The organism is Henriciella sp., from assembly GCF_029936995.1.
In the GTDB taxonomy this organism is placed as follows: domain Bacteria; phylum Pseudomonadota; class Alphaproteobacteria; order Caulobacterales; family Hyphomonadaceae; genus Henriciella.
Genome location: NZ_JAPYRE010000004.1, coordinates 376,243 through 392,753, shown reverse-complemented (window position 1 = coordinate 392,753; position 16,511 = coordinate 376,243). Strand labels below are relative to the sequence as shown.

The window sequence follows — 16,511 nt, the reverse complement described above, 5'->3', positions numbered from 1 at the left end:
TCACCCGTGCAGGGTGATAAGCGCAGATATTGCTGCGCAGATGCTGCATATATAGTTTTATTATACCGCAGCAATCGGCTGAAACGCAAACTCAGCAAGGGTTTCAGAGAAAAGCAAAGCCCCGATCTTGTTACGAGAGATCAGGGCTTTCAAAAGAGAAATTCTCTTTTAACGAGGAATTTCGACCCTCTTTAATCTGGGGAGATTGGAGAGCGGATCGAAACAGATGGATTATTGTTCATTATACGTACCGTTTCAACTTTTTATTGAATAAAAATGAGGGCTTCAATCATGCTGCATTAGATTGAAACCCTCACAAGAGACCAAACTCTTTTGGAAAGGAGTTTATCCGTTCAACAGGGTAGTCTTAGGATATAAACCCAAAGACTATAGTGCCAAAAATTGAGCTGAACCTCAAATTTTTATTGCCTCTATCGACTTTGTGAGAAGCCTGACTTCGCGTAACCGCCAAGGCGCGCAAACACTTGTTGGGCTTCAAATTCAGTAGCTGCTTTTTCAAGCCTGTCGCGAAGGGTTGCAATCCGCTTGCGGTTCTCTTCATCGACTTGCCGTCTGGCATCTATCGCCAGCCCCCGCCCAGGTTCCAGCTTGGCTGCACTGAGGGGCGCGCGTTGCTCTCGCAGCAGCCGCAACAATTCTTCTTTCGTCGTGATTGCCGGATAGGCGTTATCTCTATGATCCATGGTCAGCGGTCGCGCTGATCGCGATTGCGACGGCGCGGTTTCTCCTCACGCGCATCTTCCAACCGCTCCTTGGGCGTTCGCAAAATGATGCGGCCATCGACCGGAACGGAGTCGAGCTGAATCGTGTGTCCTTCGCCGTCCCTGTGAGCGAAGGCTACACCGACGCGGTTGAAGTATGATTTGTCGTCCGCGCCTTCCTTCACATGAAACGCATCGAAACTCGGACGTTTCTTATCCGATCTATCGCTCATTTTCTTCTCCTGCTGCTAAGTGGGTTGATAGCCTTCGACATAGGACCAGAGACCGTCCGCATATTGCGGGTAGTGCGCAAATTGCTGCGGTACGGCTTGCATGATCACTCTTGCACGGCGCACGCTCCATCTTGAGGGAATAGGCACCGAGTCATGAGGCGGGTGGAAGGGATTGGGCAGGAAGCGGCCAGCAAAGTCCTGCCTCGTGAAGTAGGGATGCTTCTCCGCCAGAATGGGTTTGAGGTTCTTCCCTGATACAAACAACAGCTGCCTGTCCTCGGGCATAGCCAGTAATTCTTCAGGCATCATCAGCGCGCGAGCTTGTTTGGTTCGATGATCCTCGGCGAACGCATGGTATTTCATATCTGCATAGGCCGAGAACGGATCGCCGCCATTCATTATGCTCATCGCAGCATTCATTTTCTGCCGCTTCGCATCCGCCTGACGAAGGCCATCGTCATATTCGAGAGTTTCGGTGCCGAGCATCGAGGAGACCATTTGTGCAGTTTGATAGTCGCGCACACCGAAGAACTGCCGAAGGGCCGATGACCCCATAAAGCCTTGCAAGGCTGGCGCGCCGAAGTTGCGCACAATCTGGCCGACATCCTGAAATAGCGCCCAGACCTGCACACCAGCACCGCGTCCGAATGTGAACGCGCGCAGCAGGGCCTCAAAGTTTCCAAGCTGGCCCGCCTCGTCGATGATCATAGTGACGCGCGGCGCTGATGGCGCACGCGATTTGTAGAGCATCTGAACTGTAAACATCGTGCGCAGGATCGGCGACCAGAGCCCGACATATTCGATGGGCACGTTGATAGCCCAGCTCGTCGGCTGACCTACGTTACAAGTATCGGCAAGAGAAGCGTCCGCGTGATCGAGGGAGGCCAGCAGCATCGGATCGTCAAGGAAGTTCAGATGTGCATAAATCTCCCCGAGGATGCTCCCGAATTCCTTCTCGCTCTCTTGCTGCTTGGCCAGCATTTCTCCGGCAGTACGGCGCACACTGTCCATGGACGAGGAGAGCATGTTTTCCAGGCAATCAGCCCAGAGGCTCGTATCGGACTCAATCCAGTTGATGACACGGTACAGGGAGGGAAAGCTGACCTTTCCGTTCACCTCCACCAGCATCTTGATCATGTTTTCGATCCATTCCCGCGCACGCAGCTCAAAGTAACGCCCGTTAGATGCGCCGCTTGTCGGGATCAGGCTTTCGGCGATGAATTTGCAGTCGGCATGAAAGTGCGGATCGTTCAGTTTGAGTATATCGAGCGGGTTCATCCGATGCTGCGGCAGCCCGCGCATCCCTGTCGGATTCCAGCAATAGAGGAAGCTCTTTTGAAGGGCGAAGTTGACCATCGTCACGGACGCGATTTCACCGCGCGGATCAAGGATGAAATTGTTCTTGCCTGCATTGCGAGCCACAGCCAGAGCAAGCAAGTCACGCATCTTACCTGAACCTGCGCCTGCCACTGTGAGGATTGGGGCATCGGTCTCAAGACAGACGGGCTTGCCTGCTAGGTAGCCAACCTGAAGTCCATGTCCGCTTAGAAGGCCAGCGCGTCTAAGATCACGCTCGTCCGACCACGAGGCAGAACCGAAGCGAAATTCCTCATTGCTCATCATGTCTACTGTCCTTTGAATATGCGGTTATGCGTGGCCATAACCTTCGTCTTTTCGGGAATTGTCAGGACGTGCGTGCCCGCATCAGGGTGGAAGCATTTAATAAAATGCGAGCGTATTTCGCGGGGCTTCACGGTCGGATGAAAGGCATTGATCATCCGTATCCAGACACAAACCTTTACGTCGGAGGGAATGTCTGATTTGGCCGAGCTTGGCTCGAAAAAGAGTTTGAAGCGCTCGAAAATCGGCTTCATTTCAGGCTCAACGAATTCAATCTGAATAGTGCTCATCTTTATTCACTTGCGCCGAGCAGGAGTGAAAAAATCCACAGAAGCGGTGCAAGCATGATGATTGCACCCAGCACTTCCAGAAACGGATGGAGCTTTCTTTCGAGTTCATCCAGCAGCGCCTTCTTGGTGCTCTGGAACTCCTCGTAAGCGCGGAAAACTCGCGTGATCAGATCATCTTGCATAAGACTTCTCCTCGTTGCCTGAGCTTTGTTTCCAAAGCTCAGGCATTGATCCAAATGAGGTGCTCGCTCAGCCGCCGAGCGAACCGAGGATCGCAAGGATCACGAAGACCCAGAACGCGACACCGAAGACGGCACCCCAGTCGGTTTCCTTTTTGTAGATGCCGCCGACGCGGCGATGTTTCGTGAACATTGTCGAACTCCTTTTCATGGTTCACAGAAAGCGGGTCGCGAGTGCGATCCCACCCATCACCAGCGCCGTCGAGATTGATGCGCGGGAGATGAAGAAGACCAGGGCGGCGCAGACGCCGCCCCAGACGATGACGGTCACGCTTTCCACGCCGTATCCGTAGTGACGGACGACGAAGACCTGCACCCAGCCAATAGTGTTGCTGTAGAGAGGCGGCGCACCCAAGAACGTGATGAGCAGCGCCAAAGTGTTCGCGAGACCTTGGATGGACGACATGAAGATCGACCGGCCTGCATCTTGATGCTTTTTCATAAATGACATGCGTAGACCTTGATGTTGCCGTCGAACTTGATTGCCGACGATTGCACCTTGCCAAAGTCCGAATGCCGATCAGGGGGAATAAGCGGATGTTTTCTGATGCAGCGATAAATCATTGTTGACTCAGCGCTCCGCAGACGGAGGTCTGTTATCGTTAGCTGGACGCAATCCCCAAAGTCCTGCTTCGAACGGGAAGCGGGTGGAAAGTATCGTCGCCAACACTCTGATGCGTTCACGGCTTTCCTCACGCAGGCGAGGCCGAACATGATCTGGAATCGAAGCGCAGGCCCAGTCCCGCAGCCATTCCCGAATGCTGTCAGTTTCGAACACCTCAGTGTCCAGAAAGACATCTTGCCCGTCTGAGACGATCCGCCCCGAAAAATCCCGATACATGTCCATCAGATGGTCGAGCCAGTGATCGGCGCTGATCCCCAAGCTGGCAGCAAAGTTGCGAAGATCGCGGAGATACTCGGGGTCTTCCAGTTGCGCATCTCGAACGAGCTGGCGTGTGCTGTTCTTGCAGTAACCCAAGCTAAGGCAGCGTGCGCAAAGGGAATAGTTCATAGTCTTGGCTCCTATCACTTCAGTCCGTTGACCAACCCTGCGTTCGATTGACGACGGGACTGGTTGCGCCGAGACTGTCGGGAGAATGCATTCAGGCGAAATCTCCGGCAGACTCGGTATGTGCGACGATAGTGAAACGAAAGATCAGAACTTGCAGGGCAATGTGTTGCCGCTGTTTCCAAGAGAAGCGTTCAAAAACAACGGCAAAGGATTTGCCGCAGATGCGCATTCAGAACCTGATAAAGGCTTTGAGATGCGCACGATCAGGTACTATCCGGATGCCCAGAAGGAATACGCCCGCAACTTGCTCCGACGCTTGATGTCAGAGAAGGCGCTTTCTCCACAGGCGCTGCGCGATGAAATTATGGAGCGCGAAGATGCTGCGTTAATAGAGGCGTCAGGCTGGGTGCCACAACGAAAGAATGCCGCTCCCCCACGCGAGGATCGTTTGCTTTCTCGTGCCGATCTAAAGAACTGGCTCGGGGAGAACGCAACGCACCAGTTAGGCGATGACAAGTTTTACTTTGTAGATCGGTTCATTGAGACCAAGATCCCTGTGGAGCAGCGCCAGTCACTTGATGCTTCGATCAGGGATTCGAAGCGTCAATATCAGCTTCAAGCGTTTCGCGACTTCAGCAGTCATAGCCAAACCACGGATACCGCATGGCAGCGGGCCGAACTCTCAAACACTGTTTGGCTTTGCATCAGAGATGGGTTTCACACAAGCCAGGATGATCCAGCTCTAGGCTATCATTTCCTTCTTTTGATCGAGGAATTCAGGCAAGGGGTTGCGCCCGTCACGCTCGCCTTCGGCAGTAGGGCTTACGCCGATCAAATCATCAATCATGAGCTTGCCAGCGAGGAAACTCTGCCTGCCGAATTATTGAAGCGATATGATTGGCGAAGCGACAAGCTGAGTACGTTCGTCACTGGGTATGCATTCCAGACATCCTGTTTCATCGAAGATGTCGATGACGAACTGGCTGTGATGAATTGGTCATTCAGTATGGTGGCTCGCCGAGATCATCGTACCGTCCGCGAGTCCTTGCCACTCGTCTTTAATCAGCCGCTAAAGGGAATCTATCTCACCCTTTGGTCGCAAAATTTTCGGGACAGCGAGACGCCTAGGATGTCTCATGGCGAAATTGGTATGTTCAACCATCACCAAATCCAGAACGAAGAGCACTCGATAATACGCACAGATATCGACCCCTCTGAGATAGCAAAGTTTGTAAGGGGATACAGTTTTGGGTAAAATAAAAGATGTAATGCCGAATGATAAATCGGGCACGGAACATGTGCCGCCAGATATATTTCGTGCTGCTGAAAACAATGATCTAGAGGAGTTGGCGTTTGCTCTGCAAAGCGGACAACGATTAGACCATCAGCGAGAGCCAGATTTGATGACGCCCGTGCACGTGGCGGCAGCGCTGGGCCATGCAGACTTCGTACGGGTATCTATGGAGATTCATCCGCAAGTTGCTTGGATACGAGATGAGATGGACCGACGACCCATCGAACATGCGAATGCCCGTTCTGATCAGGTCACCGCAGGATATCTTAAGGAAGCGATGTTTCAACCTCCCGAGAACGCTCTCTGAGCAACGGCCCGCAAAGCCTCGTCAAAATCTTGCCTTCGATCACCACCACGCCGAAATCACCTGTTTTTCTTATTATATCAATAAGTCCGACCCGCAAGATGTGCGGTGTACTACACCGCAATCTTGGCAAGGGAACCCGCTGCGCGTTCCCGTTGCATCCCTCCGGCCTTGGCTCTTCCTGGGTACTGACCCCATCCAGAGCCATCAGAACGTTTCGCCGTTCCATCACTCGCGGGAGACTTCGCTCTCCCTGCACCCATCGATCAAAGGGGCTATCGCGCCCCTTGTGAAATCCACTCGTCAGGGTAATAGCCCCCGACACCTGCCAATCAGGGGAGCGTTCCTACTCCCGCCGATACCCCCATGACCATTTCATGGAGACCAACCCTGCGCGGTTTGGATGCCGATCAGGTCTGTCGTGACCCGATACCTACGACCAAGAGCCTCCCCGTGCTCTTTGGATACATGGGCCAACCTTGCGCAGGTTGGATGGGCGCCACCGTTTCGCCACTGGACTTCGACCAAGGGCAGCGCCCTTGGATGCGGCGATGGTTTGTGGAGGAATCCTCGAAATACCGTTGGCAGATTGTGTATCCAAAGGCTACACTCATCGCATGAAAGACTCAGGAATGCGCATCAGGGTCGAGCGTCAGCTCCGCGAGAAGTTCCTCGAACTTTGCCGCGAGCAGGACAGGCCGGCATCCCAAGTGATCCGTGAGTTCATGCGTGAGTACATCGAGCGCAACGAGCAGACCATAGCCAACGATAAAAACAAAGGACGAAACCTTGAACGCCGTTGAGATCGAAGAGGCCATATCCAAGCTTGCCGAGCAGCCGTTCGACGCCGAAGAGTTCCCCTTCGCGTTCTTGGAGGCGTTTGGCAACAAGGCCACGACGATCAAGCGTCTGCGTTCAGGCACGTCCAACAAATCGGATGTTGGCGGCGTTCTTCAGACCAACAATATCCACCTCAAAGTCGCTGAAGACGGCGCGGTCACTGAAGCCCTTGCGGCCCTCAAGGTCAGCCCTGCGACGACAAAAGCCCGCGCGAAATTCATTCTCGCCACCGATGGAAAGGACTTTCAGGCCGAAGACCTGAATAGCGGTGAAGTCATCGTTTGTGATTACCCAGACTTCCCCGACCACTTCGGCTTTTTCCTTCCGCTCGCGGGCATCAGCACAGTCAAACAAATCCGTGAAAGCGCCTTCGACATCAAGGCGACGGGTCGTCTGAACCGTCTCTATATCGAATTGCTGAAGGACAACCCTGACTGGGGCACAGCGGATCGCCGTCACGACATGAACCACTTCATGGCGCGGCTGATCTTCTGCTTCTTTGCGGAGGACACCGACATCTTCACGGAGGCTGATCAGTTCACGGCCACCATCGAACGGATGAGCGAGAAGGATAGCTCGAACACGCATGAGATCATCAGCGAGCTGTTCCGATCCATGAACACGAAAGTTGCTGATCGTGAGACGGAAGGTATTGCCCGTTGGGCCAGCAGTTTCCCCTACGTGAACGGCGGGCTCTTCTCCGAGAGCGTTGACGTACCCCGCTTCAGCAAGATCGCGCGGTCCTACCTCCTGCATATCGGCAATCTCGACTGGAAGAAGATTAATCCTGACATCTTCGGATCGATGATCCAGGCCGTCGCCGACGACGAAGAGCGCGGCGCGTTGGGTATGCACTACACCAGCGTACCGAACATCCTGAAGGTGCTGAACCCGCTCTTTCTCGATGCCCTTCGTGAGAAGCTAAAAGAGGCGGGTGACAATGTCCGCAAGCTCCTCAATCTACGCAATCGAATGGCGAAGATCAGGGTTTTCGATCCCGCCTGCGGATCGGGCAACTTCCTAGTTATTGCCTACAAGGAGATGCGCGCGATAGAGGCTGAAATCAACGAACGACGCAATGAGTCGGACAGACGGTCTGAAATCCCGCTGACAAATTTTCGTGGTATCGAGCTGCGAGACTTCCCTGCCGAGATCGCGCGCCTCGCGCTCATCATCGCCGAATATCAGTGCGACGTGCTCTATCGTGGGCAACGTGAAGCTCTGCGTGACTTCCTCCCGCTAGACGCCATGAACTGGATTACTTGTGGGAACGCCCTGCGGATTGACTGGCTGAGCATCTGCCCACCTACCGGAACGGGGGTGAAGTTGCAGGGGGATGACTTGTTCAGTTCGCCACTTGATCAAGCTGAAATCGACTTCGAAAACGAGGGAGGTGAAACCTACATTTGCGGCAACCCTCCGTACCTCGGTTCTACTTGGCAATCGAAAGAGCAGAAATCCGACCTTGAAGCTATCTTCTCGGACCGAACCAAGAGCTGGAAGTCGCTCGACTATGTGGCAGGTTGGTTCATGAAAGCAACAGACTTTGGTATGCATACGAAAAGTAGCGCTGCATTCGTCTCAACAAATTCAATTTGTCAAGGACAGCATGTCCCAATTCTCTGGCCTTTGATATTTGGTTCCGATTTTGAGATCCATTTCGCTCACACATCATTCAAGTGGAAAAATCTGGCTAGTCATAACGCTGGCGTAACTGTCATCATAGTGGGGATTGGTCGACGTGGTGGCGGCACAAAGCAAATATTTACTGAGTCTCAGGACCAGGGATTGGAAAAAACAGAAGTAGCCGCGATAAACGCATACTTGGTCAGCGCCGCGAATGTAATTGTCAAGAAGCTATCCAAACCTGTTTCCTGCCTGTCAGAGATGACATTTGGGAGCAAACCTGTCGATGGCGGAAACCTCCTCTTGTCGCAAAGTGAGTTGGATAATCTAGATATCTCTGAAGATGATCGAAAGAAGTTCATCGCGCCCATAGTGGGATCTGAAGAATTCATTAACGGGAAAATTCGCTACTGTGTTTGGATTTCCGACGAGGAAGCCGACTATGCTGCGAGCCATCCAGAACTTGGAAAACGGCTTATGGCAGTCAGAAAGATGAGGCTGGAAAGTTCGAAAGCAGCGACAAGGGCGGGTGCCGATTGGCCACACCGATTTGATGAACGGCGACAGTCTGGAAATGAAGTGACCATCGTCGTTCCGGCGGTTTCGTCAGAAGGGCGCGAGTATCTTCCATGTGGTTTATTGGCGGCAGGAACTATAATTACAAATCGAAATTTTGGTATTTTCGATGCCCCTCTCTGGAATTTATCCGTGATTGCATCAAGGCTTCACTGGGTCTGGATCGACACGGTGTGCGGTAAGCTTGAGACGAGGTTCAACTACTCGAACACATTGGGATGGAACACCTTTCCGTTGCCAAAGCCAACAGAAAAGAACTTCATAGACCTAACACGCTGTGCGGAAGACATCCTGCTCGCTAGAGAAGCACACTTTCCTGCAACCTTAGCCGATCTCTACGATCCTGAGAAAATGCCAGACGACCTTCGTGCGGCGCATGATCGCAACGATGAAGTGCTCGAGCGTATCTATATCGGTCGCCGTTTCCGCAATGACACCGAGCGCCTCGAAAAACTCTTCGAGCTCTACACGAAGATGACCAAGAAGGTGGCGGCATGAGTCAGTTCGCGCCCGTCCCGTATACCGAGCTCAATTCGCGTCAGAAGGAAAACTATAACTTCCACAAGGTGGCCGCGCGCATGGCTGACTACGGCTTTAATTGCCTGCGGCTGACTGATGATTGGCAGGGGGCGGATTTCATCGCCTGCCATATTGACGGTGAAACCTTTCTGAAGGTGCAGCTCAAAGGGCGGTTGGTCATCGACCGCAAGTATCAGGGAAAGGGCATCCACGTTGCCTTCATTCTTGGCGATGCTGCTTATCTCTACGACCACGATCGACTTGTCGCCCATCTGGAAGCCAACGGGCTCATCGGCGACGACAGCGTGACCTGGCACGAGAGGGGCTTTCGGAGCTGGCCAACCCCGCCTGTGTGGGCAATCAATTTTTTAGAAGAGTTTAGGATTTGACTATGACCAATAATGTTCCCTCCGTGTCCGTCAGCTACGCCCAGAACGGCAATTCGACCAAATCGAATGAGCTGGGCATGCGACCGATGCAGGAGCGTGCTTACGAGAAGCGCGGTGAACAGTATCTTCTGATCAAGTCCCCGCCCGCATCGGGCAAGAGCCGTGCACTGATGTTCGTGGCGCTGGACAAGCTGCACAATCAGGGACTTCGCAAGGCCATCATCACCGTCCCCGAGAAGTCCATCGGGTCAAGCTTCGCCGACGAACCACTTTCCAAGTTCGGTTTCTGGACTGACTGGCATGTCGAACCGAAGTGGAACCTTTGCAACGCGCCTGGATCGGATGGCAGCAAAGCAGACTCGGTTGGGTCGTTTCTCAAGGGCGAGGATCAGGTGCTTGTCTGTCCCCATGCGACGTTCCGAAACGCTATTGAGAAGTTCGGCATTGAGGCGTTCGATGACTGCCTTGTCGCCGTGGATGAATTCCACCACGTTTCCGCAAACCCTGAGAACAAGCTTGGCGCGCAGCTCACCGAGTTGATCGGACGGGACAAGGTTCATGTCGTCGCGATGACGGGCTCGTATTTCCGAGGCGATGCCGAACCTGTGCTCATGCCGCACGACGAGGCCAGGTTTGATACGGTTACCTACACCTATTATGAGCAGCTCAACGGCTACAAATATCTGAAGCAGCTCGATATCGGGTATTTCTTCTACTCTGGCGCGTATGCGGATGACATACTGAAAGTTCTCGATCCGAACGAAAAGACCATCATCCATATCCCGAGCGTCAATTCGCGCGAAAGCACGAAGGACAAGCACCGCGAAGTCGAACACATCATCGATGAGTTGGGCGACTGGCAAGGCACGGACCCCACAACGGGCTTCCAGTTGGTCAAGACATCGGACGGACGCATTCTGCGGATTGCCGATCTGGTCGATGACGAAGCCGCCAAGCGAGACAAGGTTTCGGCGGCGCTGAAAGACCCCGCCCAGAAGAACAACCGCGATCATATAGACATCATCATTGCGCTTGGCATGGCCAAAGAGGGCTTCGATTGGGTTTGGTGCGAGCACGCGCTGACGGTCGGGTATCGCGCCAGCCTGACCGAGATCGTTCAAATCATTGGGCGAGCGACCCGCGACGCCCCTGGAAAGAGCCGCGCCCGCTTCACAAACCTGATCGCCGAACCCGATGCATCGGAAGATGCCGTAACGGAAGCCGTGAACGATACGCTCAAGGCCATCGCCGCAAGCCTGTTGATGGAACAGGTACTTGCGCCTCGCTTCAATTTCACTCCGAAGCGTCCTGACAGCGGTCCTGTCGAGGGCTTCGACTACGGCGAAGGCGGATACAAAGAAGGCGAATGCAATGTCGGCTTCAACGAAGAGAGCGGCCAGTTCCAGATCGAGATCAAGGGGCTCACTGAGCCAAAGAGCGAAGAAGCCGAGCGTATCTGTCAGGAGGACCTGAACGAGGTGATCGCCGCCTTCGTGCAGGACAAGCCGACTGTGGAGCGGGGCATGTTCGACGAAGAGCTTGTCCCCGAAGAGCTGACGCAGGTCCGCATGGGAAAGATCATCAAGGACAAATACCCTGAGCTGGATGACGAAGATCAGGAAGCTGTCCGCCAGCACGCCATCGCCGCGCTCAACCTGACCCAGAAGGCCAAGGAGGCAGCGCTCAAGGATGACGACGGCGAGGACAAAGCCAATACGGCTCTGATCGACGGTGTGCGGAAGTTTGCGATGGATGTTCGTGAACTCGACATCGACCTGATCGACCGCATCAATCCATTCAGCGAAGCCTACGCGATCCTCGCCAAGACGATGAGCGAGGAAAGTCTGAAACAGGTTGCGGCCATCATCTCCGCGAAGAAGGTGCAGCTAACGCCTGAAGAGGCGCGTGATCTGGCCAAACGGGCGCTAAAGTTCAAGCAGGAGCGCGGCAGGCTGCCGTCAATCACCTCGCCCGATGCGTGGGAAAAACGCATGGCGGAAGGCGTTGCTTATCTGGCCCGAATGAAGGCGGAGGCCGCCGATGGCTAAGCAGTTTACCGACGAAGACGATGCGCTTCTTGCCGAACTTGGGGTCGAGGTCGAGGCCAAGAAGGTCGCTGCGAGAACGCCGCAGGAAGAGCGTGTCATCGCAGGGTTCGAAGAAATCCAGCGCTTCGTCGAGGAGCACGGGGCTCCACCACAGCACGGAGAGAATAATGACATATTCGAACGGCTCTACGCGGTTCGCCTTGATCGCTTGAGAGAGCTTGGCGAGTTCAGGCAACTTCTCGAACCGATTGACCATAGTGGATTGCTTGATGCCAGCGCTCCGGTTGCCGCGTCTATTGAAGAAGATATGGATGACGAAGCGCTTCTGGCCGAACTCGGCGTCGAGGCGGAAACTTCCGACATCACCGAACTACGTCATGTGAGGTCCAGCGCTGAAAAGAAGGCGGCGGAGGAGATCGCCAATCGCCAGAGGTGTGAAGATTTCGAACGGTTCAAGCCGTTGTTCGAACAGGTTCAGAACGAAATTGATACAGGCATGCGAACGACACGGCCCTTTGAACGCAAGGCCGAGATCGCGCCAGGCCGATTTTTCATCGTAGGCGGACAAAAAGCCTATGTTGCCGAGATGGACGAAGCCTTCCTGACGGCGCAAGGCATGACGGATGCCCGTCTGCGCGTGATCTTCGACAACGGAACCGAGAGCAATATGCTTATGCGCTCCCTACAGAGGGCGCTTCACAAGGATGATGCAGGCCGTCGGATTACGGATTCCTCAGCAGGACCGCTCTTCGCAGACCATACGGCTGATGGCGATGAGGCGAGCGGCACGATCTACGTCCTCCGCAGCAAGTCTGACCTTCCAATAGTGAAGGAGCATCGCAACGTGCTCCACAAGATCGGTGTGACAAGTGGAAAGGTCGAGCGGCGCATCGCCAATGCAAAGATCGACGCCACATTCTTGCTGGCTGATGTCGAGGTCGTTGCGACCTTTGAACTGTACAACATTAACCGAACAAAGCTCGAAAACCTGATTCACCGCATCTTCGATCCGGCCCGACTCGACATTGAAATCAAGGACCGCTTCGGAAATCCTGTTGTCCCGCGCGAGTGGTTCCTTGTGCCGTTCAATGTGGTCGATGAAGCCGTCGAGCGGATCAAAGACGGAAGCATCAAGGGCTACGTGTACGATCCTCAGCAAGCGCGCCTGACTCCCCGAACAGAAAAGTCGCGGAGCAAAACCAACGATGCTTGATCAGTCATTCTCAGCAGAAAACTTTAGAAAAATCTTTGATATCGAGAACCGAAAGGGAAACTATCTCGAAGGTGAATTTTTTCCAGAAATTGAAGGCAAAAGCCAGGAAGTGCAATCATGCATTGGCGAGCTTCGCTCTCTCAAAACTGAAAAAGACAATGACACTCCTGAAGAATATGAGACCGCACGCATCAGTCTTTCGGATAAATTGGTAACACTGCGAAAAGAACGTGAGGAGATGCTCCACGCAAAGCTTGAAGAAGTAAGCTCGAACGTATGTGCAAATGACTTTTCTTTTGGCATTCGGGAGGTTGACATCGGCAGGCCCAAGAAAGTTTTTGTGGCCGAACGAAGTGCTGAGACACACTTCGCGCTCAAGCAAATTCAGCACAACATAAGACGTCTCTATAAGGTTAAACAGGCCAATAGGCATGAAATCATCTGCCAGTTGCGGGAATTGCTCGCGGATGCGATGCCAAAGTACATTGTTCGTACGGACATATCATCATTCTACGAAAGCATTCCGCGAGACATCCTTCTTGGAAAACTGCGAAATGATCCACTTCTGACTTTGCAATCAAAGAAGATAATTCGTCGAATTCTATACGAGTATAGTCAGATTACAGGACGGGATGCAGGACTTCCTCGCGGCATTGGTATAAGCGCTTATCTGGCAGAACTGTATATGCGCGATATCGACAGCAGTATCCGCAACCATCCTGGGGTGCTGTACTATGCACGATACGTGGACGACATAGTTATCATTTTTTGTCCCCCGCCCAACGTGGGAACAAGAATTTTTCGACAGCTAGTCGGGCGCTCGTTCAGACGGATGGGGCTTAAGAGGAACCGCGCCAAGACTCAGATACTGAAGGTGGCATCCAAAGCGCCTTATCAACTGACATACCTTGGATATAGATTTGAGGTTGGACCTAAGGCTCCAAATGACCCCGTGGAGGTCGACTTGAGAATGTCCGTCGAGAAGATCGCTCGATACAAGAAGAGAATGGATTTGACATTCGATGCTTACTCCAAGAGCGCGACTTCTTCAGAGCCACGCGCTAGACGGCTACTCGAACGTCGGGTGCGCTTTCTTACGGGTAACACACGGCTTGTGAACAACAAGAAAAACGTCGTTTCAGGTATCTACTTCTCGAATCCACTTTTAAACACCGTCGAGGATCTTGATGATCTGGATGCGTACCTTCAGACGAAGATTGCATCATTGCCACCTGGTCGCTTGAAGAATCGCTTAGCAAGTCAGTCGTTCAAATACGGATATCAGACAAAACGGTATAGTAAATTCTCGGCCCGCAACCTCTTTGACATTGTGGAGGTTTGGAAACATGCCTCCTAAAAAGATTCGCCTACCATATAAAAAGGAACGCAGCCTACTTTCGGATGTTCTACCGTATGAGATTCCGGTCTCGTTTTCGAACCGTCACCTGTACGCATTCATCTTGCGCCATCGAATTCAGAAGAATGACAACAAGGAGATTGTTTGGCTCAAAGGAACGCCCGCATTGGATCGCCTTGTATGTATGCTTTTCTGCCTTCCAAACAATCCTCATCGACTATCTGATGTCAAACGATTGGTTGGCGAGAACTTATTAGATTTTAGAAGATATCAACTAAATGACAGCGGCATCCCAAAGCCAAATAGAATGCCGAGACCAGAGGGCTTCCTAGTTCCCTTTTGCTACAAGATTAATCACAAAGAAGCTGAGTTCAGAGAGCTTTGCGTACCGCACCCCCGTAGCCAGCTACTCGTCTCAGAATTCTATGACCGATGCAAAGAGGCAATACTCTACTACACTTCCTTGAGCCCGTTTTCGATCCGGGCACCGTCAAAAGTTGCTAAATTCACATTTCACAACGACAAACTTCATAAGGAGAGATTGTCAGTAGAACCATCTAAGATCGAAGTGATAGATAGTGAGTATGAAAGTCTTCGCTCATTCTTCGTGTATCGTGAGTACAGTAATATCTATAAGTTCTACGAATCTTACCGCTACCACCGATGCGAAAAGAAATACAATAACCTGATCAAACTCGATGTATCCAAGTGCTTCGATAGCATCTATACGCACTCAATTGGTTGGGCAACCATTGGGAAAGACGCTCAAAAGGAAGCCTTGGCAGAGAGCGGTGGTTCCTTCCCAGATCGGTTCGATAGACTGATGCAGCGTATGAATATGGGTGAGACCAATGGGATCATAATTGGTCCAGAGTTCTCCCGAATTTTCGCTGAGATCATACTTCAAAGCATCGACCGTGAGGTTGAACACACTCTACGGAGTGGAGGCTCACGGCTAGAGCACCAAGTCGACTATGAAGTGTTTCGGTATGTGGATGACTATTTTGTGTTCTATAACCGAGACGAGGATAGGACGCGTATCGTTGACGAGCTCCAACATGCTTTGCGGCGCTACAAACTTTCTTTGAATTCTGCGAAAGCGGTTGTCTACGAGAAGCCTATCATCACAGAAATTACTATGGCAAAACAGCAGATCGCCCAGCTTCTAGAAAAGAGGATAAATTTTAATCTAGATGAGGTCTTCGATGAGGATGGTGAAGTACAGGAGGTTAAGGGTAGCGTTTTCGTCAATTCCAATGCATTGATTACGTCATTTAAGACAATCATCAAGACTTGCGCTGTAGAGTATAAAGACATGCTCAACTATACGCTTTCGATTGTTGAGAGGAAGAGCCGTAGTCTTGTCGAAGACTACATGAAGGTGGACACAGACAATCGCTCACCCAGGCAGATGGCAAACGCCATTACAAATATCGTAGAGTTTTTATTTTTCATATATGCTGTATCGCCAAGGGTTAATACAACTATTCGGCTTTGCCGAATTCTTGAAGTATTCAACTCATTCTTGAGGCAGGGGCATTTCGACCGCGCGCAAGTTCAAATTGTTCACAAGCTCATTTATGACAACATCTGCTTCATACTGAAAAAGAACAAGTCCTCGGAGCATGTTCAGGTTGAGACTTTGTATTTGCTTATCGCTTTAACCGCATTAGGCCGTGATTATTGGCTGGAGCAAGGAGTGTTGTCTGAGTACCTAGGCATCGATGTGGCTTCCGTTGGAGGAAGAGGTGCTACGGGGGACTCGTTAAACTATTTTTCGATCACTGTGTCGCTCTTTTATATGCGCGATAAGGTGCGGTACAATGAGTTGCGTGAGCATGTGGTGGACACCGCAATCAAGCGTATTCGTGATCGTTCTGAGACCTGTCACAAAGACTCAGAGCTAGTCTTGCTGCTGTTCGACCTGATCTCCTGCCCGTACGTACCGTCCGACAAGAAAGAGGAGGCGCTCAAGATATTTGGGGTCTCTGATCCAGCACTTGCCGCTGATATGATTGGATACTCCGACGATGCTTCTAAGCCTCAGCGGTGGTTCACAAATTGGCTGGAGTTCGACTTCGCCAAAGAGCTGGACGCCAAGCGAAGTCAAGAGGTATACTAAGCACACGCGCTTCGTCAGACAGTTAATGGCTGTATGCAGCTACACACACATGCGCGGCGGGGAGGCTGAATTCAAACCGGGCTCTTTGCACAAAGGGTGGTCTTGGC

At 52.3% G+C, this 16,511-nt stretch carries 17 protein-coding genes; 9 read left to right on the top strand and 8 right to left on the bottom strand.

The window, feature by feature from the left end; translation table 11 throughout:
- Positions 1 to 431: 431 nt before the first annotated feature.
- The 8 genes from Q1K31_RS11335 to Q1K31_RS11300 form a co-directional block, all read right to left on the bottom strand.
- Positions 432 to 704, bottom strand: coding sequence for a hypothetical protein (locus Q1K31_RS11335; RefSeq protein ID WP_300379459.1), 273 nt, complete (start codon positions 702 to 704; stop codon positions 432 to 434).
- Positions 705 to 706: 2 nt separating this feature from the next.
- Complete coding sequence (locus tag Q1K31_RS11330) at positions 707 to 955, bottom strand: hypothetical protein (protein WP_300379457.1); 249 nt, start codon at positions 953 to 955, stop codon at positions 707 to 709.
- Between the two features lie 15 nt (positions 956 to 970).
- Positions 971 to 2,578 (bottom strand): type IV secretory system conjugative DNA transfer family protein, encoded by a 1,608-nt coding sequence (locus tag Q1K31_RS11325; protein ID WP_300379455.1) that lies wholly within the window; start codon positions 2,576 to 2,578, stop codon positions 971 to 973.
- Between the two features lie 2 nt (positions 2,579 to 2,580).
- Positions 2,581 to 2,865, bottom strand: a complete 285-nt coding sequence (locus tag Q1K31_RS11320; protein ID WP_300379453.1) for a hypothetical protein — start codon at positions 2,863 to 2,865, stop codon at positions 2,581 to 2,583.
- A 2-nt stretch (positions 2,866 to 2,867) separates the two neighbouring features.
- Entirely contained in the window at positions 2,868 to 3,047 is a 180-nt protein-coding gene (locus Q1K31_RS11315) for a hypothetical protein (protein ID WP_300379451.1), read from the bottom strand.
- Between the two features lie 67 nt (positions 3,048 to 3,114).
- On the bottom strand, positions 3,115 to 3,237 hold the full coding sequence (locus Q1K31_RS11310; RefSeq protein ID WP_008891771.1) for a hypothetical protein: 123 nt from the start codon (positions 3,235 to 3,237) through the stop codon (positions 3,115 to 3,117).
- 21 nt (positions 3,238 to 3,258) lie between these two features.
- A complete protein-coding gene (locus tag Q1K31_RS11305) occupies positions 3,259 to 3,546 on the bottom strand; it encodes a hypothetical protein (RefSeq protein WP_008891772.1) in 288 nt (95 codons plus the stop codon).
- Positions 3,547 to 3,675: 129 nt separating this feature from the next.
- Complete coding sequence (locus Q1K31_RS11300) at positions 3,676 to 4,116, bottom strand: hypothetical protein (protein WP_300379448.1); 441 nt, start codon at positions 4,114 to 4,116, stop codon at positions 3,676 to 3,678.
- Positions 4,117 to 4,234: 118 nt separating this feature from the next.
- Here Q1K31_RS11300 and Q1K31_RS11295 point away from each other — a divergent pair, with 118 nt between their 5' ends.
- The 9 genes from Q1K31_RS11295 (at position 4,235) to drt3b (ending at position 16,404) form a co-directional block, all read left to right on the top strand.
- Entirely contained in the window at positions 4,235 to 5,371 is a 1,137-nt protein-coding gene (locus Q1K31_RS11295; protein ID WP_300379446.1) for a hypothetical protein, read from the top strand.
- A complete protein-coding gene (locus Q1K31_RS11290; RefSeq protein ID WP_300379444.1) occupies positions 5,364 to 5,717 on the top strand; it encodes an ankyrin repeat domain-containing protein in 354 nt (117 codons plus the stop codon). Before Q1K31_RS11295 ends, Q1K31_RS11290 begins: the two co-directional genes overlap by 8 nt.
- Before the next feature lie 536 nt (positions 5,718 to 6,253).
- Complete coding sequence (locus Q1K31_RS11285) at positions 6,254 to 6,517, top strand: hypothetical protein (RefSeq protein WP_300379442.1); 264 nt, start codon at positions 6,254 to 6,256, stop codon at positions 6,515 to 6,517.
- Positions 6,504 to 9,254: a DNA methyltransferase gene (locus tag Q1K31_RS11280; RefSeq protein ID WP_300379440.1), complete on the top strand. Its 2,751-nt coding sequence runs from the start codon at positions 6,504 to 6,506 to the stop codon at positions 9,252 to 9,254. Before Q1K31_RS11285 ends, Q1K31_RS11280 begins: the two co-directional genes overlap by 14 nt.
- Positions 9,251 to 9,664: a hypothetical protein gene (locus Q1K31_RS11275; RefSeq protein ID WP_300379438.1), complete on the top strand. Its 414-nt coding sequence runs from the start codon at positions 9,251 to 9,253 to the stop codon at positions 9,662 to 9,664. The genes Q1K31_RS11280 and Q1K31_RS11275 overlap by 4 nt, the downstream gene beginning before the upstream one ends.
- A 2-nt stretch (positions 9,665 to 9,666) precedes the next feature.
- Positions 9,667 to 11,712 (top strand): DEAD/DEAH box helicase, encoded by a 2,046-nt coding sequence (locus tag Q1K31_RS11270; protein WP_300379436.1) that lies wholly within the window; start codon positions 9,667 to 9,669, stop codon positions 11,710 to 11,712.
- A complete protein-coding gene (locus Q1K31_RS11265) occupies positions 11,705 to 12,925 on the top strand; it encodes a GIY-YIG nuclease family protein (protein WP_300379434.1) in 1,221 nt (406 codons plus the stop codon). Before Q1K31_RS11270 ends, Q1K31_RS11265 begins: the two co-directional genes overlap by 8 nt.
- Positions 12,918 to 14,282: an antiviral reverse transcriptase Drt3a gene (gene drt3a, locus Q1K31_RS11260; RefSeq protein WP_300379432.1), complete on the top strand. Its 1,365-nt coding sequence runs from the start codon at positions 12,918 to 12,920 to the stop codon at positions 14,280 to 14,282. Before Q1K31_RS11265 ends, drt3a begins: the two co-directional genes overlap by 8 nt.
- Positions 14,272 to 16,404 carry an antiviral reverse transcriptase Drt3b gene (gene drt3b, locus Q1K31_RS11255; protein WP_300379430.1) on the top strand — a complete coding sequence of 711 codons (2,133 nt, stop codon included), beginning with the start codon at positions 14,272 to 14,274 and terminating at the stop codon, positions 16,402 to 16,404. Before drt3a ends, drt3b begins: the two co-directional genes overlap by 11 nt.
- Positions 16,405 to 16,511 lie beyond the last annotated feature (107 nt).